The 24,671-nt window shown below is 41.8% G+C and carries 21 protein-coding genes; 15 read left to right on the forward strand and 6 right to left on the reverse strand.

Translation table 11 applies throughout. The annotated features are described in order from the left end of the window. Positions 1-76: 76 nt before the first annotated feature. The 10 genes from clpA (at position 77) to JMX82_RS00050 (ending at position 11,070) form a co-directional block, all read left to right on the forward strand. Positions 77-2,650, forward strand: a complete 2,574-nt coding sequence (gene clpA, locus JMX82_RS00005; RefSeq protein ID WP_109590397.1) for an ATP-dependent Clp protease ATP-binding subunit ClpA — start codon at positions 77-79, stop codon at positions 2,648-2,650. Positions 2,651-2,824: 174 nt separating this feature from the next. Beyond that, entirely contained in the window at positions 2,825-3,562 is a 738-nt protein-coding gene (locus tag JMX82_RS00010) for a uracil-DNA glycosylase (RefSeq protein WP_201538856.1), read from the forward strand. Positions 3,563-3,574: 12 nt separating this feature from the next. Next, positions 3,575-4,150 carry a tRNA adenosine(34) deaminase TadA gene (gene tadA / locus JMX82_RS00015; protein WP_201538857.1) on the forward strand — a complete coding sequence of 192 codons (576 nt, stop codon included), beginning with the start codon at positions 3,575-3,577 and terminating at the stop codon, positions 4,148-4,150. 171 nt (positions 4,151-4,321) lie between these two features. After that, a complete protein-coding gene (cmk, locus tag JMX82_RS00020; RefSeq protein WP_201538858.1) occupies positions 4,322-5,104 on the forward strand; it encodes a (d)CMP kinase in 783 nt (260 codons plus the stop codon). A 307-nt stretch (positions 5,105-5,411) separates the two neighbouring features. Continuing rightward, positions 5,412-7,106, forward strand: a complete 1,695-nt coding sequence (gene rpsA / locus JMX82_RS00025; RefSeq protein WP_201539043.1) for a 30S ribosomal protein S1 — start codon at positions 5,412-5,414, stop codon at positions 7,104-7,106. A 326-nt stretch (positions 7,107-7,432) separates the two neighbouring features. After that, complete coding sequence (locus tag JMX82_RS00030) at positions 7,433-7,738, forward strand: integration host factor subunit beta (protein WP_045445047.1); 306 nt, start codon at positions 7,433-7,435, stop codon at positions 7,736-7,738. Between the two features lie 172 nt (positions 7,739-7,910). Continuing rightward, the gene (locus JMX82_RS00035) at positions 7,911-8,324 is read left to right on the forward strand and encodes a lipopolysaccharide assembly protein LapA domain-containing protein (protein WP_201538859.1); all 414 of its coding nucleotides are present in this window, start codon (positions 7,911-7,913) and stop codon (positions 8,322-8,324) included. Between the two features lie 74 nt (positions 8,325-8,398). Further along, positions 8,399-9,097, forward strand: coding sequence for an orotidine-5'-phosphate decarboxylase (gene pyrF, locus JMX82_RS00040; RefSeq protein ID WP_201538860.1), 699 nt, complete (start codon positions 8,399-8,401; stop codon positions 9,095-9,097). A 155-nt stretch (positions 9,098-9,252) separates the two neighbouring features. Further along, a complete protein-coding gene (locus JMX82_RS00045; protein ID WP_227676231.1) occupies positions 9,253-10,050 on the forward strand; it encodes a metallophosphoesterase in 798 nt (265 codons plus the stop codon). 183 nt (positions 10,051-10,233) lie between these two features. Continuing rightward, positions 10,234-11,070 (forward strand): histidine phosphatase family protein, encoded by an 837-nt coding sequence (locus tag JMX82_RS00050; protein ID WP_201538862.1) that lies wholly within the window; start codon positions 10,234-10,236, stop codon positions 11,068-11,070. A 145-nt stretch (positions 11,071-11,215) separates the two neighbouring features. Here JMX82_RS00050 and rpsT read toward each other — a convergent pair whose 3' ends face one another. Further along, positions 11,216-11,482 carry a 30S ribosomal protein S20 gene (gene rpsT / locus JMX82_RS00055; protein ID WP_010200097.1) on the reverse strand — a complete coding sequence of 89 codons (267 nt, stop codon included), beginning with the start codon at positions 11,480-11,482 and terminating at the stop codon, positions 11,216-11,218. 742 nt (positions 11,483-12,224) lie between these two features. Here rpsT and JMX82_RS00060 point away from each other — a divergent pair. From JMX82_RS00060 to JMX82_RS00080, 5 genes are all read left to right on the forward strand, one after another. Continuing rightward, positions 12,225-12,926, forward strand: a complete 702-nt coding sequence (locus tag JMX82_RS00060) for an NAD-dependent epimerase/dehydratase family protein (RefSeq protein WP_045445057.1) — start codon at positions 12,225-12,227, stop codon at positions 12,924-12,926. 103 nt (positions 12,927-13,029) lie between these two features. Then, positions 13,030-13,563, forward strand: a complete 534-nt coding sequence (gene rraA / locus JMX82_RS00065; RefSeq protein WP_201539044.1) for a ribonuclease E activity regulator RraA — start codon at positions 13,030-13,032, stop codon at positions 13,561-13,563. Between the two features lie 238 nt (positions 13,564-13,801). Then, positions 13,802-17,557, forward strand: a complete 3,756-nt coding sequence (mfd, locus tag JMX82_RS00070) for a transcription-repair coupling factor (RefSeq protein WP_201538863.1) — start codon at positions 13,802-13,804, stop codon at positions 17,555-17,557. A gap of 249 nt (positions 17,558-17,806) precedes the next feature. Further along, positions 17,807-18,238 carry an HIT domain-containing protein gene (locus tag JMX82_RS00075; RefSeq protein WP_045445060.1) on the forward strand — a complete coding sequence of 144 codons (432 nt, stop codon included), beginning with the start codon at positions 17,807-17,809 and terminating at the stop codon, positions 18,236-18,238. A gap of 521 nt (positions 18,239-18,759) precedes the next feature. Further along, positions 18,760-20,175, forward strand: coding sequence for an adenylate/guanylate cyclase domain-containing protein (locus tag JMX82_RS00080; RefSeq protein ID WP_201538864.1), 1,416 nt, complete (start codon positions 18,760-18,762; stop codon positions 20,173-20,175). A 128-nt stretch (positions 20,176-20,303) separates the two neighbouring features. Here the strand turns inward: JMX82_RS00080 and fdx are convergent, their stop codons facing one another. The 5 genes from fdx to iscU form a co-directional block, all read right to left on the reverse strand. After that, positions 20,304-20,642: an ISC system 2Fe-2S type ferredoxin gene (gene fdx / locus JMX82_RS00085; RefSeq protein ID WP_045445066.1), complete on the reverse strand. Its 339-nt coding sequence runs from the start codon at positions 20,640-20,642 to the stop codon at positions 20,304-20,306. Between the two features lie 92 nt (positions 20,643-20,734). Then, positions 20,735-22,615 carry a Fe-S protein assembly chaperone HscA gene (hscA, locus tag JMX82_RS00090; RefSeq protein ID WP_201538865.1) on the reverse strand — a complete coding sequence of 627 codons (1,881 nt, stop codon included), beginning with the start codon at positions 22,613-22,615 and terminating at the stop codon, positions 20,735-20,737. A gap of 274 nt (positions 22,616-22,889) precedes the next feature. Further along, positions 22,890-23,471 (reverse strand): Fe-S protein assembly co-chaperone HscB, encoded by a 582-nt coding sequence (hscB, locus tag JMX82_RS00095; protein ID WP_193009472.1) that lies wholly within the window; start codon positions 23,469-23,471, stop codon positions 22,890-22,892. A gap of 118 nt (positions 23,472-23,589) precedes the next feature. Further along, positions 23,590-23,910 carry an iron-sulfur cluster assembly protein IscA gene (gene iscA / locus JMX82_RS00100; protein ID WP_045445072.1) on the reverse strand — a complete coding sequence of 107 codons (321 nt, stop codon included), beginning with the start codon at positions 23,908-23,910 and terminating at the stop codon, positions 23,590-23,592. A gap of 247 nt (positions 23,911-24,157) precedes the next feature. Next, positions 24,158-24,571: a Fe-S cluster assembly scaffold IscU gene (gene iscU, locus JMX82_RS00105; RefSeq protein WP_201538866.1), complete on the reverse strand. Its 414-nt coding sequence runs from the start codon at positions 24,569-24,571 to the stop codon at positions 24,158-24,160. Positions 24,572-24,671 lie beyond the last annotated feature (100 nt).

Consider the following 24,671-nt stretch of genomic DNA (forward strand, 5'->3'; position numbering starts at 1 on the left):
TGGATGGAAAATGACTTATCCAAATTATTTTATGATGTTTGTCCTAGACATAACACTTTTGTTTTGAACTGACTATATGTTAAGTCGTCATCTTGAAGTTTCTTTGCGTTTAGCAATGACACTTGCGCGCCAAAAATCGCATGAGTACCTCACTGTTGAGCATTTATTATTGGCGTTATTAGAGAATACTCACGCTGCCAATACATTAACTGCCTGCAATGCCAATGTTTCAACGCTGCGCACCGAGTTAGAAGCTTATATCAATAAGCATACGCCAACGGTAGACGCAGACACCGAGCAGTCACCGCAGCCAACCCAAAGCTTTGATCGTATTCTGCAGCGTGCTATTTTCCATGTACAATCTATTGGTGGTGGTCGCCTTGTTGAAGGCTCAGATATTTTAGTGTCTATGTTTTCAGAGCACGATACTTATGCGGTTTATTTGCTCAAAAAGCAAGGTATTAGCCGTCTGGAGCTGACCCAGTACTTATCGCATGGTCAAGATAAAGACGAGCCATCAGAGCCACGTGCTTCTATGACGGGTGAGCGCCGCAGTGCTTCAGAAAAAACCAGTAAAGATCCCTTGGTTGAGTTTGCGACTAACCTAAACCAGCGTGCTGCTGAAGGTAAGACTGACCCATTAATTGGACGTGGCCCTGAAATTGAGCGCGCCGCGCAAGTGCTATGCCGTCGCCGTAAAAATAACCCGTTATTGGTTGGTGAGCCAGGCGTCGGTAAAACCTCTATCGCTGAAGGTTTGGCGTGGTTGATTATTAATGATAAAGCACCGAAACCATTGAATGGCTGTGTGATTTATAGCCTTGATATTGGCTCATTAATCGCTGGTACTAAATACCGTGGTGATTTTGAAAAACGCATGAAGTCACTGCTTGATGCGCTAAAGAAAAAGCCCAATGCAATCTTGTTTATTGATGAGATTCATATGATTATTGGCGCAGGGTCGTCAATGAGTAGCAATATGGACGTATCAAACTTGATTAAGCCAGCACTTGCTAATGGTGAGCTGCGCTGTATCGGCTCAACTACCTTTACCGAATACCGTCAAGTGTTTGAAAAAGACCATGCACTGTCACGTCGTTTCCAGAAGATTGATGTCAAAGAGCCGAGTGTCGACGATACAATTGATATTTTGCGCGGTCTGAAGCCTCGTTATGAGGAATTTCATAATGTTGAATATACCGATGAAGCGTTGGTCACCGCCGTTCAATTATCTGCTAAGCATATTCACGAGCGTTTTTTACCAGATAAAGCGATTGATGTGATTGACGAAGCAGGTGCCTATAAGCGTTTAGGCGTGATTCCTGATGCTGATGATATTGATGCAGAAGAAAGCTTCATTGCGGATATAGAGCAAGATTTTGATGCTCAGATTGATGCCGATGTTGAGGGTCTCGATGGCGACACGTATAGCGATAGCGAAATGCAGGATGAAGCGGAAACTGCAAAAGCCAATGATCGTGCCAAATCGTTCAGTGAGTCAAAAAGTGCCAAGGCTAAGAAAAAACCACCAATGAAAATCGATGTGGCAGATATTGAAGCGATTGTTGCCAAGCTTGCACGTATTCCCCCCAAGTCAGTATCAAGTGATGATAAGAGTATTCTTCAGCACTTAGATCGTGATCTTAAGCATTTAGTGTTTGGTCAAGATGAGGCAATTGAAACCTTAGCCGATGCCATTAAGCTATCGCGTGCCGGTCTCAAAGCACCAGATAAGCCAATTGGTTCCTTCATGTTTGCCGGTCCTACTGGGGTGGGTAAAACCGAAGTTTCACGTCAATTGGCAAATTTGTTAGGCGTAGAATTGGTTCGTTTTGATATGTCAGAGTATATGGAAGCCCATACTGCATCGCGTTTGATTGGTGCGCCTCCTGGCTATGTTGGTTATGATCAAGGTGGTTTGTTGACTGAAAAAATCAATCAACATCCACATTGTGTGTTATTGCTTGATGAGATTGAAAAAGCGCACCCTGATGTCTTCAACTTGTTACTGCAAGTCATGGATCATGGTACGTTGACTGATAACAATGGTCGTGTGGCTATCTTTAAGCAAGTCATTGTGATTATGACGACCAACGTCGGTGCTGATAGTATTAGCCGCTCTTCAATGGGCTTTACTCAGCAAGACCATAGCCGTGATAATACGGAGTCGCTCAAACGTGTCTTTACGCCAGAGTTCCGTAACCGTTTAGATGCCATCATCCAATTTAACCCATTAGATACCTCCGTGGTAGTATCTGTGGTTGACAAATTCTTGGTTGAGCTACAAGTCCAGCTTGATGATAAACAAGTCACCTTAGAGATTGATGACGAAGTACGCGATTACTTGGCTCACAAAGGCTATGATCGCCTAATGGGTGCACGCCCAATGCAGCGTCTGATTCAAGATGAGATCAAAAAGTCATTGGCAAGTATGATTTTGTTTGGTGATTTGGTCAATGGTGGGGTAGTACATCTCACCTTAGAGCCTGAAGCTAATGATGAACAAGATGGTGATTCTGTTAAGCTTGATAAGTTCAGTGGTAAGACGGATTATAACTCTACAGATAAAGGATCAGCAGATAGTCGTATTATCTTGACGGTCGTTGAGACTCATGAGCCACATCCAGACTCTGAGTCACTCGCCAGCTAAGTTTTGCTACTAATGTAATAACAACGGTTACCATGTTACTGTGGTAGCCGTTTTTTTATTGCTATAATTCATAACAAAACCAACGTATGAAATCACTAGATCTCATGTGCGAGATTGGTTCACGCCCCCCATTCAATATTTATCTAATCGATAACAAATATAAAAGGACATACTATGGAATTATTCGATGAACAAACACCAAAAACGCCAGCGCAAAAACAAGCAATTTTAGACAATGTGCGCTTGCCAGAAGATTGGAAAACGGCGTTAAAAGACGAGTTAACTTCTAACAATATGGACGGCTTGCGTGCGTTTTTAAAAGAAGCCTATCAATCAGAAAACAGTATCTATCCGCCAGCACCCTTAATATTTAACGCGTTAAACCTGACCCCTTTATCACAAGTTAAAGTCGTGATACTAGGTCAAGATCCTTATCATGGACCAGGGCAGGCAATGGGCTTATCATTTTCAGTGCCCAAAGCCATTCCAAAGCCACCCTCACTCAATAATTTGTTAAAAGAGATGGCAAGTGACGTTGGTATCGCACCCTCAAAACATGGCGACCTGACTTACTGGGCGCAGCAAGGAGTTTTGCTATTAAATAGCTCTCTGACCGTGCGAGAAAGTGAGCCAAATAGCCATCAAAATAAAGGCTGGGAGCAGTTTACCGATGCGGTGATTGATGTGGTTAATGAACAAACAGAACATACCGTATTTATATTGTGGGGCAGTAAAGCACAGAAAAAAGGCAAATATATCAATACTGATAAGCATCTTATTCTGACCGCTGTACATCCATCACCACTTGCTGCCAATCGTGGTGGATTCTTTGGTTCCAAGCCGTTTTCTAAGACCAATGATTATCTGGTACAGTATGGGCAAACGCCTATCGATTGGCAATTACCGCAATAGTTGTCAAAATAAATGAAACATATACAGAATATAAGCTTGAAGCCACATCCAACTGCAAATAGTCAGTTAGTTATTGAAGATATGCAAGCCAGCGCATTTTGGTCACTTCAAGATATGAGCTGGATGAAAATAGCTCTTAAACTTGCTAGGCAAGGTGCTGAGCGTGGAGAAGTGCCGGTAGGGGCGATACTGGTACACGATCAGCAGATTATTGGTCAAGGATTTAATGAACCGATTGGGCGTCACGATGCGACCGCTCATGCCGAAATTGTCGCATTAAGAGAAGCGTGTGCGCGCTTAAAAAACTATCGTTTACCATTAAAGACAACGTTATACGTTACCTTAGAGCCTTGTACGATGTGTATCGGAGCGCTCATTCATGCGCGGGTAGATAGATTGGTTTATGCAGCAAACGAGCCAAGAGCAGGCATGGTTGGCAGTCAAATGAATTTGCCGATACAACCTTTTTATAATCATGCTATCGAAGTACATAATGGCTTATGTCGTGAGCATAGTAGCCAGATGCTTAAGACCTTTTTCCGTGAACGACGAAAAGCGGCAAAAAAGAAAGACAATATAAGCAATTAACAAGATATCAGTCTTGCTGCTAGTGATGGGTAGGTTTCTTTGCTATAATATCGCCCTATTTGATGACGAAATGATGAATTGATTGTCAAGCGTTTGATAAATAAGTAAATATTGTTCTGCAGCTAGCATGCACTAAGCCGTATCAGTATCGTCTACTATTAAGTGAGTATTATGACCGTTTCTACAGCTGATAACGCTATACTTGATAACTTTGGTGCTGGCAATAATAATAAGCAAGCGCCAGTGTTGCGCTACCCAGTTATCTGCATTGATGGACCAAGTGGGGCAGGTAAAGGTACGGTGACGTGGCGTTTGGCCCAAGCATTGAATTATCAACTGCTGGATTCAGGTGTTCTGTATCGTATCGTTGGACTCAAAGCATTTGAAGCGGGATTAGTTGCGGCAGACGGAAGCCAAGCCATTGACGAGATGGCTGTATTAGTATTAACGCAGCGCCTAGAGATTGCTTTTGTACCTAACAATGTGTCAGGACGTGTTGATATCTTAGTGAATGATGAAGCGGTTGGTGAGCAAGTTCGTAATGAGACCGTGGGCGGCTATGCATCACAAATAGCAGTATTTCCAAAAGTTCGTCAAGCATTACTAAAGTTGCAACAAGATATGGCAACTCGTTCTGGATTGGTCGCTGATGGTCGCGATATGGGAACGGTGGTGTTCCCAGATGCGGATGTAAAAGTGTATTTGACTGCCAGTGCTGAAGCGCGTGCCGAGCGCCGCGTAACACAGTTAATAAATGCTGGTCAGACGGCAGATTTTGACGCGATTTTAGCGACGATTAAAGCTCGTGATGATCGTGATGAGAATCGGTCGACTGCACCATCAAAGCCTGCAGAAGATGCTCTACTACTAGATAGCTCTAACTTAGATGCTGATGCAGTTTATGTACAAGTGAAAAAACATTGTCAGGATAAAGGTATTTTCTTTAATAGTTAATAAAAACAAGTTAGTAAGTATGAAAAAGTTTCCTATACGCTTGATTTTAGTATAAAATCACAGTAGTAGACGCTAATAATATGTAGAGAGTGATAAAAATATTCTTTCTAAGTGATAGAAAAGTAAAAGTATAAGAAATTGCAACACAAGACAGTTGTTGCTAGTGAGTTTAATAAGTTATGTGCTTACTAACAACAAACGTTTTTATATATGATTGTATGGGATATAAAACCAGTATTCTCGTTTTATGCAATCATAAATTTGATCCGTACTGTGCTGGACAGGATACGGCTATACAAAGGTAGACATAATGGAATCATTTGCTGAACTATTTGAAGCGAGCATCGAAGAAACAGGTCTGGATATCGAGCGTGGCTCGGTTATCACTGGTACTGTTGTGGCCATTGATAACGACTGGATCACTGTTGATACTGGTCTGAAATCTGAAGGTATCGTCGCTCGTGAAGAGTTTTTAAGCGAAGAAGGCGAACTTGAAGTTGAAGTTGGCGATAGCGTTGATGTCGTGGTTGAAGCGGTTGATAACGGCATGGGTCAAACCTTGCTTTCACGTGAAAAAGCCAAACGTGTTGAAACTTGGAACTTCCTTGAAAAAATCGCTGATAATGATGAAATCGTAAAAGGTATCATCTCAAGCAAAGTTAAAGGCGGTTTCACTGTAGATATCGGTTCAGTACGTGCGTTCCTACCAGGTTCATTGGTAGATGTTCGTCCTATCCGTGACACCACGCATCTTGAAGGCAAAGAGCTAGAATTCAAAGTTATCAAACTTGATCAAAAGCGCAACAACGTTGTTGTTAGCCGTCGTGCAGTTATGGAAGCTGAAAATTCAGCTGAGCGCGAAGAGCTATTGAACAAGCTTGAAGAAGGCATCGAGATCGAAGGTATCGTTAAGAACCTTACTGATTACGGCGCATTCGTTGATCTAGGTGGTATCGATGGTCTATTGCATATCACTGACATGGCATGGCGCCGTATCAAGCATCCATCTGAAGTTGTTGAAGTTGGTCAAGACCTAAAAGTTAAAGTATTGAAGTTTGACCGTGAGCGCAATCGCGTTAGCCTAGGTCTAAAACAACTTGGTACTGATCCTTGGGATAACGTTGGCGGCACATACCCAGTGGGTAGTGTGGTTAAAGCACGCGTAACCAACTTAACTGATTATGGTTGTTTCGCTGAAATTTCTGAAGGTATTGAAGGTCTAGTACACGTGTCAGAAATGGATCATACCAACAAAAACATCCACCCATCAAAAGTTGTTCAAGTGGGCGATGAAGTTGAAGTAATGATTCTTGATATCGATGAAGAACGTCGTCGTATCAGCCTAGGTATCAAACAAACTCTAGCTAACCCATGGGATGAGTTTGATAAGAAACATGAGCGCGGTGATAAAATCACTGGTACTATCAAATCAATCACTGACTTCGGTATCTTTATCGGTCTAGACGGTGGTATTGATGGTCTTGTTCATCTATCTGATATCTCTTGGAACGAAACTGGCGAAGACGCTATCCGTAACTACAATAAAGGCGACACCGTTGAAGCAATGGTATTGTCAGTAGATGCAGAAGCAAACCGTATCAGCCTAGGCGTGAAGCAGTTAAGCTCTGATCCATTTAACGAATACCTAGTCAACAATGACCGCGGTGCTATCGTTAATGGTAAAGTAAAAGAAGTAGATGCTAAAGGCGCTACTATCGAGCTTGCTGACGAAGTTGAAGCGTATCTACGTGCCTCTGAAATTCAACGTGATCGCGTTGAAGATGCGACTAAGCATTTGAGCGTTGGTGATGACGTTGAAGCGAAAATCATCAGTGTTGATCGTAAAACTCGCAACATCAACTTGTCTATCAAAGCGAAAGACGAAGCTGAAGAGCGTCAAGCGATTAAAGAGCTAAGCAGCACTAGCACGGCTAGTACTACTGCCAGTTCTGATGCACAGCCAAAAACAATTGGTGATTTGATCAAAGAGCAAATGCAGTAAGCTGCACGTTATTGATATAAGATTATAAAAGAAGCGACTATGGTCGCTTTTTTTTTGCTTAATTTTTAAGTTTCCTATTAATCAATGAGGTTTTTGCTTAAACGGGCAAACTCTTATTTCCATTTACCGTAATATCCGCTATCATTTGCAACATTGAGTAACGAGATGTGAATTATTACTTATTTAAGACACTGAGATTATTTTAGTGAATGGCTATTTATCCTTATGATCTTGATGTATAGCTTGTCTTAAAAGTAACCAACTATCGAAAATGATGGTTCAATTCACAGTCATCTTATCCATTAATCAACAAGGCAAGCGTAATAATGCAGCAAGCGATTAACAAGTCCGAATTTATTAGTAATTTAAGTGCGAACTGTGACAATATGACTGATACTGTAGTCGATGATGCAGTACGTGAAATATTAAACTTGATGACCGATACGTTAGCCAATGATGGACGCGTAGAAGTTCGTGGTTTTGGCAGTTTTTGTCTGCACCATCGTCGTGCCCGTATGGGTCGAAATCCTAAAACAGGAGAAAGCGTACCTGTACCTGCCAAAGCGATACCGCACTTTAAACCAGGTAAAGCATTACGTGAAGCAGTCAATGATACAGTAGCAAATAGCTAAGTGTGTTATAAAGTATTTATTGGGTAAAATTGCCAACAAGAGTGCTTGTCAGCCACCTTTTCTAGAATTTATCACTAGTGAGTTTATAAGCATATAAATGTGTGGGTTGATGAAGGTTTTAAAGTGCTATTTTTAAAACACTAACGACATTCCAAATCGAGGTAGACGTCTCATGCGCTTTTTACTATTTGTATTGCTGTTTTTGAGCTTTGCTTATGCACTTGGTTTGGTGTTGGCAAATAATACCGAAGTTGGCGTAAATTTATTATTCTCCCAAGCACCGACGATGAATCTAGGATTGCTGCTGATTTTATGCCTTATGCTTGGTATTGTCATTGGCATCTTGTTGGCACTGCTTATCTTCCGTGTCTTACAGAATAAGTGGGAAATCTCGCGTTTGCAAAAAGCGAATGTGAACTTGCAAGCGCAACTTACACAAGCCAACGCTGTCATTGATCGCCAAGCAACTGCACCAACGGTGGAAGAGGCTGTTTATGGTTCGACAGCGACCAATGTGCAAGTGCAAGACGCAGAAGTACTTACTGTAGATGAAGGCGCGACACTTACCAAACAAAAGCGAGACTAAATTATATTTTGTACTGATCTATGAGCAGTTCATATATAGTGTTTTGATAATTCTGATATAGATATGGTAAAACCATGAATAATACAATGAACTCCCCAGTCATCGTTGCCTTAGATAATATGACGATGGAGGCATCGGTAGCATTAGCTGATAAGTTAGATCCAACATCATGCCGCTTAAAAGTGGGTAAAGAGCTATTTACTCGCTGTGGTCCTGAGATAGTGAAGGCGCTACATCAGCGTAATTTTGACGTATTTCTAGACTTGAAATTCCATGATATTCCTAATACTACCGCTCAAGCGGTACTAGCGGCAGCTGAGCTTGGCGTATGGATGGTCAATGTGCATGCCAGCGCGGGCTTAGAGGCGATGTCATTGGCTAAACAGCGCTTGTTAGACGGTAACTTTGATACCTTGCTGATAGCCGTCACCGTGCTGACCTCTATGGATAATCAAGCATTGATGCAAACAGGTATTACCGATGGTCTAGATGCGCAAGTGAGTCGATTGGCACAATTAACCAAGCAAGCGGGTCTGGATGGTGTGGTCTGTTCAGCGCAAGAAGCTAAAACGCTCAAGACACTATGTGGTCAGGATTTTAAATTGATTACCCCTGGTATTCGCTTGCTAGACGACAATGCAGATGATCAAAAGCGTATTTGCACGCCAAAACAGGCGTTAGACGATGGTTCTGATTATTTGGTGATTGGTCGTTCAATTACTCAGGCAGCAGATCCTGCGGCTAAATTACAAAAGATACTCCGAGGTATTTAGATACTTATAAAATATTTGTATATTTACAAAGTGTTTAGCATTTTATAGTGTCAGCATGATAAAAAAGACAGCCTAATCCGCTGTCTTTTTTTAATTTTTGCGGGTATATCAAAAAGTGCTAAACTATTTATGTTTATTTAATGATATTAGAACTTATGAAATTACAGATTTTAAGTGACTTACATATTGACAGTTATGCGCGTCAGTCACATCCGCTAGGGCATATTCCCAAAACTGATGCAGACGTGGTATTAGTCGCGGGCGATACTGCCAACAGCGATAGTGGTATGCCATGGCTACAAGAGCAGGCAGCACGTTTGCAAGTGCCTGTGATTACGATAGCTGGTAATCATGAATACTTTAATGAAGATGTGCTACATTTTGATAAAAAGCTGGCGACTTGGGATAATTATAATAGTGAATTACAGCAGGGCGTCCGTTTTCTACAGTGTCAACATCTTGATATTGGTGACATACGTATCCTAGGTTGTACTTTATGGACGGATTATCAATATCAGGCCAATGAAGATACTATAGCCGCTGCTATGCGCTTTATGCGTGACTATAAACAAATCTATGCTGGAGGCGAGCTCTTTTCACCTGAAGTATCGATGCAAATCCATGCTAAGCAGCGTCAATGGTTAAAGCAAGCATTGATCACCGCCAAAACACTTGGCAAAAAAACTGTTGTGATGAGTCATCATAGTATCAGTCCATTATCGGTGTCTGAGAAGTATGCGAATCTACCAAGTAACGCAGCTTTTGTCAGTGATTTGTCTGGCTGGATGCATGAAGATTGGGCGCCAATACTATGGGTACATGGACATACACACGAAGCATTTGATTACCGTATTGGTAATACACGAGTCATTGTCAATCCACGTGCGTATCCAAATGAGGTCAGCAGCACTGCATTAGCGTTCGCGTGGGACAAAGTCATTGATATCGGCTAAGTAATTTTAATCATTCAAAAGTAAATATCTTTTTAGTTATTTGTCACCTTGATCTGTCTTTTTAAAATAGCGAATATAAAATAACGCTTATTTTAAAGTCTAACCGCCTAGACTCGTAAGCAATATTACAATTGAACTGATATTTTGTTCATTCATATCAAAAAATCTGCTACGCTTGCTACCATGAGCAAATATCTCAATAACACTCCCTCAAAATTGTCGGCTGAAAAGCTTGCGAGTCATACTCCAAGTGCTCCGGCGCCTTCGCACTTGCCTGATAGTATGATTTCCTCAGTCAGCTTATTGCCTGAAGATAAACGGCTTATTTTATTTACCAGACATTCCTTACGTGAACGCTCTGATGGCAATGGTTTTGCCAGTTATCAATTACCACTAACACCTAAAGGTCGAGTACTAGCGAAGTCGTGGGGGCGTTGGTTGGCAGGGCATTTACCGTACTCGCTTGATGTAGACAGTATCTCAAGTCCGATTGGACGCTGTATTGACACGGCGCAGCTGATGCAAGCAGGTGCGGGACTACAACGTGATATTACGCATCAGTCATTGTTGGTCGAGCCTGGTAGCCTAGTGACTGAGCCTGAAATAGCAAATCCAGTATTTAAAGAAATTGGCGTGCTCAACTTTATCAATCGATTTTTGCAAGGCAATCTTGAAGGTACCAAAAACGCTTACCAAGGTGGTCTCGATATTTTATCACTGTTTTATCAACATCAGCCGCAGCAAGGGCATCTCATGCTTGCTGTTAGTCATGATACTTTGTTGTCTGCTTTTTTAGCAGTGATGTTTGATGTAGTCGAGATTGATTGGAATGATTGGCCAAAGATGATGGAAGGCGTATTTTTGTGGTTTGATGATAAGCCGTTTGAACAAGCAAGTGCACACTTCATTTGGCGCGGTGAAGTGTATGTGCGCCCGATTCATACTTTATTAGAAGATTACCGTGCTGCCGGCTTTCATCCTAATACATTGCTCTTACCACCAGAAGTGAAATGGATCTAAATACTATTTAATCTAAATACTATTGAAAAGATTACTACTCATTTTTCAATCAGACATAAAAAAACCTTGCCCCAGTATTAGAACCAGAGACAAGGTTTTAGTCATAACGCTATAAAGGCGAGATGTGGTCTAAACGTTAACAATCTTAAGCTTGTAGGCCTTTGATGGTTTTGTTCAGGCGGCTCTTACGACGAGCAGCTTTATTCTTATGAATAATACCTTTGTCAGCCATACGATCAAGAACTGGTACCGCTTTTTTGTAAGCTTCGGTAGCCGCGTCATAATCTTTAGCTGCGATAGCCGCATCAACACGTTTTAAGTAAGTACGAACCATAGAGCGTTGTGACGCAGAGTTCTGACGACGTTTGGTGTTTTGACGGGCGCGTTTACGAGCTTGTGCAGTATTAGCCACGCGAATCTCCTTGATAAAGACAGATAAAAATATGAATGTGGATTACAATAAAAAAGGGTTTAACCATCATCGGTAACGAGCAGCCGTCTCGCCAAACATGATGTCGATGTCTAATATTAAAGTACCTATCTGTTATTAAAGGCACCTAAATTAGCAATAGAGCATCGCAAGCGCCAAAACTGTTTGGAATAATTAAACAGCGTTAACGTGTAAAGCCGGTTATCTTAGCAAATTATCGCCCTTAGAACAATATATTTGATGATTAATGCCTAAAGAAGTTGTGTGATCATATATACAACAGTTTTTTGTGTCTCTACTCAACTGTTTCTTGAAGTATTTATCAATATTGTTGCACTAAAAACCGCTTATGAGTGAATAAATCGCTTAGCCGATAAAATCTCTTACAATAAATTCTATAGAATACCCTCAGCTATGCGTTAATTTAGGTATGATACTAGGGCATGTCCTCAATTCAATCGATGGACATCTAAATGGTCTAAAAATGGCTAAATCTTGCCAAACAATGTTAAAAAACAACGTCAAATAGCTGGTTAATATCCCGATACTATTTAACATTCTGATAGTATCTGCGCTATTTTCGTCATTTGACTATGATTTATCTCATTTTTATCACCATTTTCAAAATGAGGATACGCCCTAAGATCAAAAGCTTTGGTGATAGGCTTTAAAATCAGATTTTTCCTTATCATCTATTTTCCAACACACTATAAATGGATAGGCTATGCAGCGAAAAGCAATTGTAATTGGCGCGACAGGATTGGTCGGACAGCATCTTGTCAAACAGCTTAGTGAGCTTTATGACACGTTAATTGTGATTGCAAGGCGTCCGCCACGCTATATCAATACCAGCATGCGTTTTTATCAGGTTAATGATTTTGATAATTTGGCTGAAATATTTGCCAGCGTTGGCGTTGATCGAAAGACGGACGCTTTTAGCTGTCTTGGTACGACAAAGAAGCAGGCTGGTAGCGATGAGGCCTTTCGAAAGGTTGATCATGATTATAATGTCAATTTTGCCAAACTGTGCCAAGAAAAAGGTGTTGAAAATTTCTTTTTGTTATCATCCATGAATGCTGATATTCATAGTCGGTTTTTATACAATCGCGTAAAAGCTGAAACTGAGCAGTCTATTATGGCGCTAGGTTTTACGCAGCTAGTTATTTTCCGTCCGTCCTTGTTACTTGGCAAGCATAAAGGTCGTCCGCTTGAAAGTATTGGTCAAAAAGCCTTTCAGCTGATATCGCCCTTAGTTTCAGAATCATTGTCACTGCATCCCATTTCCGCCAAACGCGTTGCCATTGCCATGGCGATGAGTGCGCATGATGTTTATCAGCGTAATAAATACCGTACTGAACCTGCTATCCAAACCACTGATATCATCGAAAATAAGCAAATGCTAGCGATGACTAAAGTTAAAAAATAGCCTAAGTGTTAAGTTGAAGGAATAATTGAAATTAAGCCCTAGTCATAAATAATCAGTCATGAATAACCAATCATATATAACAAGGAGCGTCACTATGTCAGACATGCCAGAATCAATAACGATGGATAAAGAGAACTTTGTGACCTGTGATTTATTGGATGCCAATCCTGAGTCGCAGGTGTGTTTGCTTAATATCGAAGGTAAGTCTTTTCATAGCTTTGGCGGCAAAAAGAAATTCTGCGGTGAAATTGTGACGGTGAAATGCTTCGAAGACAATAGTCGCGTCAAATCATTACTAAATAGCGATGGTAAAGACAAGGATGGTAACGGTAAGGTGTTGGTGGTTGACGGTGGTGGTTCAATGCGTTGTGCGCTGCTAGGCGACATGATTGCGCAGTCAGCGATTGATAATGGCTGGGCGGGGGTTATCGTGTACGGCTGCGTCCGTGACGTTGATGATATGGCAGCAATGGACATCGGTGTTATGGCGCTTGGTTGCATTCCGCGTAAATCGAATCGCCGCGATGAAGGTCAAACCGATATTGAAATTAGCTTTGGTGATTTAACACTAAATTCTGGTATGTTTGTCTATGCCGATAACAATGGCATTATCGCTAGCGACAAGCCATTAATTTAAAAGTGGCTTGTCATTTAACACCAGCTTAATAAATAGCACTCAAAAACTTCAGCTTAGCCGTTGAGGTTTTTACATTTAATCATCCTGTCTTTATATACGAATATAATCTTTATCAGCTATTTGTCTATTGGTTTTTTAATAAAAATACTAAGTGACAAACCGTTACGGCATAAATTTTGGTAATTGCTGAAATATTCGTATAATAGCTCTCTGACTCTTAACATTGATCCTACTCTTTATGCCTATCACTGCTTTGACTGACGCGTTTGAACCAATTAACCAGCAGTTGTTTCCTATCCAGAATGCCGAGCGGCGTTGGCTGGCACCTGTGCATGGCGCAGTCAGCAGTTTGTGGCTAGCAAGTCTGGTGCAAACACCGCTATGGAATGTTGCCGACCGATTAAAAGTTGTGGTGACGCGTGACCAAAACCAGCTCAATCAGATAGAGACGGAATTGGCATTTTGCGGCGTCGATGCTTATGTGTTCCCCGATTGGGAGACGTTGACCTATGATGAGCTGTCACCGCATCAAGATATTGTTAGTGAACGTATCAATCTATTAACCGATATGCCAACGACAGGCGTACTATTGATATCTGTACAAGCATTAATGCATCGTGTCGCACCGCCAAGCTGGCTGATTGGGCAGCATTTTGATTTGAGCGTTGGTGATCGATTTGATATCAATACCCAGCGCGGATTGCTGGCAAAGGCAGGTTACCGCGCGGTTGAAAACGTCTTTGAACCGGGCGAGTTCGCGGTACGTGGCAGCATCATTGATATCTTTGCCATGGGTCAGCCGTTTCCACTACGTTTAGATTTGTTTGATGATGAGATTGAGACCATTCGTTTTTTTAATCCGCAAACCCAGCGGACATTGACCGTTGATGACCTCAAAACAATGATGAGCGGCAACGATAGTAGCATGGGCAAAGAGTCACTATCGCTGCTACACAAGCTGCCAGATATCTCAAAGCCCATTCAACAATTTCAAATACTACCAGCAAAAGAGTTCCCGCTTGATGAAGGGCGTGAGACGTTTCGTACCAACTTCGCCACGATGTTCCCTAATGCGAGCAGCCGCAAGTTTGAGCTACATAAAGACGTAATGGCAGGTATCGCTAGTAGCGGACTTGAATATTATCAGCCGCTATTTTTTGATTTAAAAGCGTGGACAGCAGAGAGTAGCTTGTTTGCTTACTTACCAAGCGATGCGCTGTTTATCACTGATGAATTGATTAATGAAAAACAGGTAGATTACTGGTCACAAATTCAGCGCCGTTATGAAGAGCGCCGTCATGATATCGATAAACCTATTGTCGCGCCTGAATGGTTATATTTGCTATCGAATACCCTAAATGAACACCTTAACCACTATCCACGCGTGACTCTCAGTGCGCGCAATGAGCTGGCTAGCATGACGGATGTCGCTGCGATTGACAGCGATGATTCGTTGTTAGCAGATAGTTCATTGCTACAAGTTGAACACCAATCAGATTTACAGCCTCAATTGTCACTGACGGAAAATAAGCCGCAAGGCTTGGTGACTCTCAGTGCGCAAGAGCCGCCACAATTGACCGTTAATCACCAAAAGGCTGAGCCTCTCACTGCGCTGCTAGAGTTTTTAGAGTTACAAGCGCAAACAGCGACGCCAGTATTGATCGTTGCTGAAACAGCGGGTCGTCGTGAGATTCTTATTGAACTTTTTAAAGGCAAAATCGATATCAAAGCTTATGATAGCTTTGAGGCGTTTCTAGCAGCGGATAAAACCAACAATGTTAAAGGTAATAAGCTGCCGCAGGTTGGTTTAACCGTTGCGCCCATTGAACGTGGGGTATATGTTCCTGAGCGTTTAGTGCTGATTAGTGAGACGCAATTATTTGGTCGGCAAGTGCTGCAAACACGCCGTCGTCGTCAAAGCGGGGTGTCAGAAGAGTTTTTGGTTAAGAGTGTGACCGAAATAACCGAAGGCAGCCCAGTGGTTCATATCGAGCATGGTATTGGGCGTTATAATGGCCTGATTACACTAGATGTCGGCGATGGTGAGCAAGAGTTTATTCACTTAAAATACGCTGATGATGCCAGTATTTATGTGCCCGTTGCTAATTTGCAAATGATTAACCGTTATAGTGGCGGTGACCCAGCACTTGCGCCATTGCACAAAATTGGTAGCGGAAAATGGGATAAGGCTAAGCAAAAAGCGCTTGAGCAAATCCATGATGTAGCGGCCGAGCTGCTTAATATGCAAGCGCGTCGTGAAGCTAAAGTCGGTATTCATTTTAAAATAGATGCGTCACAGTATGAGCTCTTTGCCAGTCAATTTGCCTTTGAAGAAACGCCGGATCAAGCCAATGCCATTCATGCGGTGATGGAAGACATGCGACAAAACCAACCAATGGATCGGCTCATCTGCGGTGATGTGGGTTTTGGTAAAACAGAAGTGGCTATGCGGGCAGCATTCATTGCTGTCAGCGCCGGTTATCAAGTGGCAGTATTGGTGCCGACGACCTTGCTGGCCGGTCAGCATGAAGACAATTTCCGCGACCGTTTTGCTGATTGGCCAGTGCGTATCGAGACGCTCTCACGCTTTGGCGGCAAAAAGCATCAAGAAACGGTGTTGACAGATTTAGCAGCAGGTAAAGTCGATATCGTTATCGGCACCCATAAACTATTACAACCTGATGTGAAATTCTCTAATCTAGGTTTGATGATTGTCGATGAAGAGCATCGCTTTGGCGTGCGCCATAAAGAGCGTATCAAGGCGATTCAGACTGATGTGGATAGCATGTCGATGACAGCAACACCGATCCCTAGAACGCTCAATATGGCGCTCTCAGGTATGCGTGACATGTCAATTATCGCGACACCTCCAGCACGACGTTTGGCGATTAAAACCTTTGTCATGCAAAAAACTGATGCTTTAATGAAAGAGGCCATCTTGCGTGAGCTATTGCGCGGTGGGCAGGTTTATTTATTACATAATGATGTGGCGAGCATTGAGCGTATGGCAGAAACCATACGTGAATTGGTGCCTGAAGCGCGAGTAGGCGTGGCTCATGGGCAAATGCAAGAGCGCCAACTTGAGCAAGTGATGCAGCAGTTTTATCATAAAAAATTCAACGTTCTGATATGCTCTACCATTATCGAAACCGGTATTGATGTGCCCAATGCCAATACTATCATCATTGAGCGCGCCGATAAGTTTGGCTTGGCACAATTACATCAGCTGCGTGGTCGTGTCGGTCGTAGTCATCATCAAGCGTATTGTTATCTACTTGTGCCTTCTATCAAAGGTCTAAAAGGCGATGCTAAGCGCCGATTGCATGCGATTGAACGTGCCAATACGCTGGGTGCAGGTTTTATGCTGGCTAGCGAAGACTTAGAAATTCGCGGTGCTGGTGAAATACTCGGCAAGCAGCAAAGTGGTAATATGCAGGCGATTGGTTTTAGTTTATATATGGACATGCTGGAGCGTGCAACAAAAGCCATTAAAGCGGGTAAAGAGCCTGATTTAAGCACACCATTGTCGCTGACTAGTGAGATTAATCTGCATAGCTCAGCATTGATACCAGAAGAATATCTACATGATGTCCATCAGCGTTTGTTATTTTATAAGCGCATCAGTAATGCCGATGATAAAGAGGCATTGATTGATATTCGTACCGAAATGATTGACCGTTTTGGTACATTACCAGAGCAAACTAAGCAGTTATTCGCCATCCACGGACTGCGCATACAAGCTGAACCGCTAAAGATTAATAAGATTGATGCTAATAGTAATAGCATGACATTAGAGTTTGCACCTGATACTCCAGTTGATGCATTAGCAATTATTAAGTTGATTCAATCAAATGGGCAACGCTATCGTATGAATGGTGCCTCTGGTATTCGTTATCAAGATGCTGATAAACTGGCAACGCCGCAACAGCGCGTCACCGCGATTCAAGAATTATTACGCTATTTTAGCGAGCATATGGTGGCAGAGTCAGCGTAGTTGTTTTGGCATTTCGGCATTTTGAGAGCTTAGCAATGATTTTCGGTAGATTCAATCAGCTCAATAAGTCAGCTAGCCAGTGCCCAAGTAGGACGTCAAGACAATGAGTCATAGCGCTATTTTATCGGTCGGATAACTGATAAAATAGCAACATCCTATATTTAGCCTATTGTTTTTTAGTAAATTAAATTCTGCTTTTCTAGATTCATATTCCTTTTATCTGAGTGTCATAACAAGAGAACCGTCATTATGTTCCAACTTCATCATAAACTTGCTGCCGATAGCTTTTTAGTGGGTGATTTCCCATTATCGACTTGTCGTTTAATCAATGATTGCCAGTTTCCTTGGTTAATATTAGTGCCGCGCGTATCAGGTATCAAAGAGTTGTATGAGTTATCTGAAGCCGATCAAACACAGTTTTTACGTGAGTCAAGCTGGTTGTCGAGTCAGCTAGCCAAGACCTTTCAAGCTGATAAAATGAATGTAGCTGCACTCGGTAATCAAGTGCCCCAACTTCATTTTCATCACATCGTTCGCTATCAAAATGACATGCAATGGCCAAATCCAGTATGGGGCGTCCCTGCTATTCCTTATACTAAAGAGGTGTTGGCGCAGATGCAGCAAACGTTAATGATGGCGCTACGTGGTCATCATCAAATGCCATTTGATTGGCAAATGTAATAAATACCTGAGTAGTAACAGGTCGGTAAGTTGATTGGCAAATTGATAATGATACTCTATTGGCTAGGCATCGATTAACTAGGCATCGATTAACTGGGCATCGATTGACCCATCAAAATAACTAGAAAAATGGCTAAACGTTTAAAATTAAGCCTTATTTTGGTGTCTTAGTCGTTTTACGGTTATGTGCCAACGTAATGCTCGGTTATTACATGACTTAATTTTTATATATTAATAGGTTTTAAGTATTTGAAATCCAGATAAATATTATCTGGATTTTTTGTGTTTGGCTCAAACGATATGTCTTATAATCCTGATTTAGTAGCGTATTAAGAAAAGATGAATGATGAGTGGTAGGCTTTTGGCTATCAGTGACATGGGTTTTATTGCATTTAAAAAGTATAATGTAATCATTGATTAATTTTATACACAACTTGGCGTAGAGGCAGGTAGTACGCGTGTGCTATCCTCAAGCCTTTTAATTTTTTACATAGCCTGTTTTACGTGAGCGAATACTTCATATGCCTTTTTTAGACACGCTGAGACCAAATCACTCTTCAAAAAATGAAGGGATTCATCGATTTGACTATCCAGAAGTCTTCGTTTTAATACTTACGGTCATACTCCTCGCTGTACATTTTAATTTTAGACCTACTTCAATGGCACTGCTCGTTATTGTTTGTCTGCCAAGTTTAATGATTTTGATTTATAACTATCGCCGCCAAAAAAGCTTTTGGACGTCTAACATTGTTATCATTTTACTATCGGTAGTTATTGGGTCGATACAGTTTTGCACGGTTATTTCGCTTAGCTTAGCCGCGCTCATAGCACTCAGAATTATTATCAGTAGCCCTGAAAATCATTTAAAACTGATTGCCGTCTCTATAATCACCGTCATTGTTTTCTATTATGTTAGCGTTACCCTAAGCAGTGCTGATATAGATTGCCATGAAGGCTGGACCACACCAATAATATTATTAGCCAGTATGATCGTCATACTGTATCAGTTTTGGCATGTGTACCAAGAGTATATTGGTTATGAAACTCGTGCTCATCAGGCCGTTGGGCGCTTAAGCACGATGGTCTCCGTCATTAATAAGTTGACGCGCTTCATACCTCCACAAGTTTGGGAGCCTATCGTAAAATCTGACAGCCCAGTTACCGTTGCTAATAAGCGCGCTAAGCTGACGATTATGTTCTCAGATATCGTTGGCTTTACGGAATTGTCAGATAGTTTGAGCGCTGACAATTTGGCTGATATCTTAAATACTTATATGCATTGTATGACATTGATAGCAAACAAGCATGGCGCCGTACTTGATAAATTTATTGGTGATGGCATGGTGTGTTTTTTCGGTGAGCCAAATAGTCGCGGTGCGCGCCAAGATGCTTTAGACTGTATTGCAATGGCAATAGACATGCGTCGCGAGATGCGAACTTTGAGGCAGAAATGGCGCTTGATGGGCTTTGAGGGGTTGTACATCCGTATCGGCATCAGCACAGGTTATTGCCATGTTGGTAATTTTGGTAGTAATAATCGCCTAAGCTATACTCTTATTGGTAAAGAGGCCAATCTAGCGGCAAGACTTGAGTCGAGTGCTGGTAAAGATGAGATACTGGTCAGTGAGAGTACTTACGATTATATCTGTCATAATTATGACTGTCAGCATGCGGGTGCGTTCAAGTTAAAAGGTTTTGATAGCAAGGTAAATGCATGGCAAGTGCTGGATCCAGATACGTATAAAGGTCATTTATCAAAATGGGTTGATCACACACTACCAGGTTTCAATTTGCATCTAAATTTTAAAGATATGAAGGATAATGATTATCAAGATATCAGAGCACGCTTAAATTTTGCGCTTGAACGTGTCGAGCAGGAGCAAGAAAAAGTGGCAACTGACATAGCGGCAGCAAGTAAACGTAATGACAATCAATGAAAATCGTCATAAATAATCATTCAAAAAGAATGTTTATAAAATCAAGCACAAAAAAGCCAGCTATTATTATGATAGCTGGCTTTTTTATCTAATGAAGTAAACTGTAATATTAGGACGTGTTCTAGCGTTTAGTGGTTTTCTTTTGCATGGTTGAGCGTATATTTAGGAATCTCAATGGTTAAGTCTTCATCATCGAGCATGACCTGACAAGATAGGCGTGAGTCAGGCTCTAATCCCCAAGCACGATCTAATAAATCGGCTTCAATATCATCCATTTCATCTAAACTATTAAAACCTTTACGGACGACCACATGGCATGTGGTACAGGCTTTTGACATCTCACATGCATGTTCAATTTTAATGCCTTTTTCCAATAGCGCTTTACATAAGTTGCTGCCAGCTTCTAGCTCGACTTCGGCGCCTTCAGGGCAAATTTCATGATGCGGTAGTACGGTAATTTTTGGCATAAATCGTCTTTCCAGTGCTAATCAATTAAAAGAATAAAAATATAAGAAATGCGCTTAGTATGGTGACTAAGCCACATTTTTAAATGTATCTGCTACCAATCTTGGGCATTCGTGCCTGCCATGCTGGCTTTAACGCTTTGATTCATAATACGGGCAGCAAACGCATCACTGTGAGGCTTGAGCTTTGCTTGCTGTGCTTCGATAAGTGCCAAATCATCAGTACTGAGCGTTGTTTGCAACACTTGTATTTGCTCAGCCAATGAGTGCTGCTCTTCAGAAGACAATAAAGCTGCAAATTCTTTAAGGGCAGATTGTAGCGCTAATACTTCACGCTCCGCTTCTACTTTGGTCTCTATTAAAGAACGTGTATTTTTATCTTCTTCTGCATGCTTGAATCCTGCAACGAGCAATTGCTCTTTTTGCTCATCTGATAACCCATAAGAAGGCACAATCTCAATCTTACTTTCTGTCTTGGTTGTGGTTTCCTGGGCGCTGACGGTTAGCTGTCCATTCGCATCGATACTAAAGGTGACCTCAATACGAGCAAATCCAGCTTTCATCGGTGGGATACCATATAGCTCAAAACGACCCAATGAACGGCAGTTATCTACTGTCTCGCGCTCGCCCTGTACCACATGAATCACCATGCCTGTTTGACCATCTTGATAGGTGGTAAACACTTGGCGTTTTTTGACAGGGATAGGCGTATTACGTGGAATCAGTACTTCAACTAAGCCGCCCATGGTCTCAAGACCAAGCGATAGCGGCGTTACGTCTAACAATAGTAGGTTGTTATTACTATCGCCATTGACCAATTGATGCGCCGTTTGGGCAGCACCCAAAGCCACGACTTCATCTGGATTTAGACGACAAAGTGGTTGCTTGGCAAAAAACTCTGTCACGACTTGTTGTATAGCAGGCATACGAGTAGAGCCACCGACCAAAATCACTTCGTCTAGATCAGCACTCGAAAGCTTGGCATCACGCAGGACTTGTTCGCATACGCTCAATGTACGGCGGCTAACTGGCTCTGCAATAGCCAGCAAATCTGTACGGCGAAGCACACCTTGATAAGATTGCTCATTCACAGTGATATCGATATCAACTTGTTCAGCATCCGTCAATGCTTGCTTATAAGCTTTGGCTTGTTGCGCCAGTATTGACTTGTCATGACGACTCACATCTTTAGGATCGATAGCTAATTGTTTGATAAGCCAATTGGTCATTAGACGATCGATGTCGTCACCACCTAATGCACTATTACCGCCAGTTGCCAATACTTCAAAGACGCCATCAGTCAGTTTTAAGATAGAAACGTCAAAAGTACCGCCACCCAGATCGTAAATTAAATAATAACTTTCTTTATCGCTGTTTTGCGTTGACTGGTCGAGACCATAGGCGACGGCAGCAGCAGTAGGCTCATTTAGCAGGCGTAACACATTGATACCAGCCGCTTGGGCTGCATCTTTGGTCGCTTGCCGCTGTGCTTCATCAAAATAAGCAGGGACAGTAATGACCGCACCCTCAATACTGTCTGCAGGCAATGCGCTCGCTGCCCGTTGCTCAAGCGCTGCTAAAATACGTGCTGATACTTCAACAGGCGATACTTTACCCTGAGCCGTCACAAATGCTGGCATGTCATCTTTGCTGCCGCTCAACTCATAAGGATGAGAGAATTTGATATCAGCTTGACTACGACCCATAAAACGCTTAGCCGAGACGATCGTATTTTTTGGATCATCCGCTAAGTGAGCTAATGCATCAGAGCCAACCAACGGCTTACCTATGCTTGGATAATAGACCACAGAAGGTAATAAGGTGTCGGTAGCTGCGCTTGCCTCTAAGACTTGCGCCTTGCCTGAGCGTACTACCGCGACCAATGAGCGCGTAGTACCAAGATCAATTCCTAGGCCAAAACGATGCTGGTGGGGTTGGGCGCTTTGATTGGGTTCGGCAATTTGCAATAAAGACATAAGATAACTCAAAGATAAAATGAAAGAGATAAAATTAATAAGTGAAATGGAACAAATATGATAAGCGCACTATTGTAGTTTAACTGCTTTGTATGCACGTGAAAACGAAGATACTTAGCGATTAAAAGTGCTTAAAATAAGGGATTATACGGCATCGCTGTGACTATTTTAACCATCGCTTATAATATAGTTTTCAAATAAGCGTCATAAGCTAATACCATTTATAAATAAATTTGGCATATAAAATAAATTAACAAGCTTATACGTCAGTTAGTTAGACGTATAAATCATCATCATCTGAATGCTCAGCAGTTGCTAACTCATCGATACCAGTAGTCACGTCAGCATTTAATTTGACTAAGAACTTTAGTTTTTGTGTCGCATCAATCGCCGTTTGCCAATCTTGGCTTTGGTAAGCATCATTAAAACGCTTAGACTGTTTTGCCAGTCGTTCGGTGATTTGAGGGTGTAGTTGTTGCAATGTCGCACGATCCTTACCCTCGATAGCGTCATCTAAATCCATGCGCATCTGCATCGCATCTTCTAAAAAGTCCAAGTCTGCAATGGAATGCTCTAGATTCTGTGCTTGATCTGCCATGTCTAGTAGATAGCTAGCACGACTATCAGGCGCACTTAGCGCTTGGTAGGCTTGGTTGATTAACGCTGAGGCCTGCTCAGACTGCTGTTGCGCTTGCGTAGTATTGGCTAGATTCTTGGTGACATTATCAGGATGATAACGTTTTTGTAGCAGACGTAGATGCTGATCGAGACTCTCTTGATTGACTTCAAACTGTACAGGCTGCTCAAATAGGGCAAAGAAGTTATCAAACTGGGCTTCTGCAGTAATGTCTGTCATATCATACGCCTTGCTTGTTATTTATTTTGAAAGTTTTCTTTAACTGAGAACATATTTATTATGGCTTAAATATAGAGTCAGGAAACTCTAAGCTCAAGGGTTTTTAACCTTTGAAGCATTAAACGGTAAAAGACTCGCCGCAACCACATTCGCCTTTTTGATTGGGATTGGTGAACTTAAAGCCTTCGTTAAGACCTTCTTTTTCGTAGTCCATCAACAAACCATCTAAATAGACCAAACTTTTAGGATCAATAAAGATGTTAACGCCGCGGCTTTCGTAACGCGTGTCATTTTCATCAGGGGTATCTACAAACTCTAAAACGTAAGCTAAGCCTGAGCAACCCGCGGTACGGATACCCACTCGAATACCTTCACCTTTGCCGCGATTGTCCAAAAAGTCTCGAACATGCTGAGCGGCGCGTTCTGTCATTTCAATCATGCCAACTCCCATTGACTATCAATGATAAATATCAATCAAAAAAATCTGTATAAACTGGCAATGAAAATAGCGCACTTGCCAAAAAATCTTAATAACGACCAGTTAAGAATCACTAGAAAATAAAAGGTGACAATTACATTAGCGTTATTGTCACCTTTTTAGCGTTAGTAGCTGTTCAATACATCGACTACTAAAGTACGGCCATTAAGACCGTGTACTTAGAAGTACAATACTTACGCTAATAGGTTTAGCTAGCCGCTTCTTCTGTCTCTACTGCTACGCTATTATGCTTACCTTTATAGTCGCTAATAGCGGCTTTAATGGCGTCTTCAGCAAGTACAGAGCAATGCACTTTTACTGGTGGTAAGGCCAACTCTTTCGCGATATCGTTGTTTTTGATTTCGCCCGCTTGATCCAAGCTTTTGCCTTTTAGCCACTCAGTCACGAGCGAGCTTGAGGCGATTGCTGAACCACAGCCATAAGTTTTAAAGCGTGCATCTTCAATGATGCCGTTATCATCAACTTGAATCTGTAGGCGCATTACATCGCCACAAGCTGGGGCACCAACCATACCAGTACCAACGTTTTTGGCATTTTTATCAAGATTGCCGACGTTGCGTGGATTTTCGTAATGATCAATAACTTGGTCACTATAGGCCATGGGGTTTTCTCCTAGTTAGATGATGAGTAGTCAATTACTGACTTTAAATGTCTAACTACTCATCGATAATTGGGGTCAAACATTTAGTTAATAGAAACGG

The sequence above is a fragment of the Psychrobacter sp. 1044 genome (assembly GCF_904846525.1).
Taxonomy (GTDB): Bacteria; Pseudomonadota; Gammaproteobacteria; order Pseudomonadales; family Moraxellaceae; genus Psychrobacter.

Coding starts and splice junctions, on each gene's coding strand:
- rraA (WP_201539044.1), top strand. CDS start 13,030: ATGCCAGAATCAATAACGATGGATAAAGAGAACTTTGTGACCTGTGAT.
- fdx (WP_045445066.1), bottom strand. CDS start 20,642: ATGCCAAAAATTACCGTACTACCGCATCATGAAATTTGCCCTGAAGGC.
- JMX82_RS00075 (WP_045445060.1), top strand. CDS start 17,807: ATGTTCCAACTTCATCATAAACTTGCTGCCGATAGCTTTTTAGTGGGT.
- mfd (WP_201538863.1), top strand. CDS start 13,802: ATGCCTATCACTGCTTTGACTGACGCGTTTGAACCAATTAACCAGCAG.
- iscU (WP_201538866.1), bottom strand. CDS start 24,571: ATGGCCTATAGTGACCAAGTTATTGATCATTACGAAAATCCACGCAAC.
- pyrF (WP_201538860.1), top strand. CDS start 8,399: ATGAATAATACAATGAACTCCCCAGTCATCGTTGCCTTAGATAATATG.
- tadA (WP_201538857.1), top strand. CDS start 3,575: ATGAAACATATACAGAATATAAGCTTGAAGCCACATCCAACTGCAAAT.
- clpA (WP_109590397.1), top strand. CDS start 77: ATGTTAAGTCGTCATCTTGAAGTTTCTTTGCGTTTAGCAATGACACTT.
- JMX82_RS00030 (WP_045445047.1), top strand. CDS start 7,433: ATGCAGCAAGCGATTAACAAGTCCGAATTTATTAGTAATTTAAGTGCG.
- iscA (WP_045445072.1), bottom strand. CDS start 23,910: ATGATTGAAATGACAGAACGCGCCGCTCAGCATGTTCGAGACTTTTTG.
- JMX82_RS00035 (WP_201538859.1), top strand. CDS start 7,911: ATGCGCTTTTTACTATTTGTATTGCTGTTTTTGAGCTTTGCTTATGCA.
- cmk (WP_201538858.1), top strand. CDS start 4,322: ATGACCGTTTCTACAGCTGATAACGCTATACTTGATAACTTTGGTGCT.
- JMX82_RS00080 (WP_201538864.1), top strand. CDS start 18,760: ATGCCTTTTTTAGACACGCTGAGACCAAATCACTCTTCAAAAAATGAA.
- JMX82_RS00050 (WP_201538862.1), top strand. CDS start 10,234: ATGAGCAAATATCTCAATAACACTCCCTCAAAATTGTCGGCTGAAAAG.
- JMX82_RS00060 (WP_045445057.1), top strand. CDS start 12,225: ATGCAGCGAAAAGCAATTGTAATTGGCGCGACAGGATTGGTCGGACAG.
- JMX82_RS00010 (WP_201538856.1), top strand. CDS start 2,825: ATGGAATTATTCGATGAACAAACACCAAAAACGCCAGCGCAAAAACAA.
- hscA (WP_201538865.1), bottom strand. CDS start 22,615: ATGTCTTTATTGCAAATTGCCGAACCCAATCAAAGCGCCCAACCCCAC.
- hscB (WP_193009472.1), bottom strand. CDS start 23,471: ATGACAGACATTACTGCAGAAGCCCAGTTTGATAACTTCTTTGCCCTA.
- JMX82_RS00045 (WP_227676231.1), top strand. CDS start 9,253: ATGAAATTACAGATTTTAAGTGACTTACATATTGACAGTTATGCGCGT.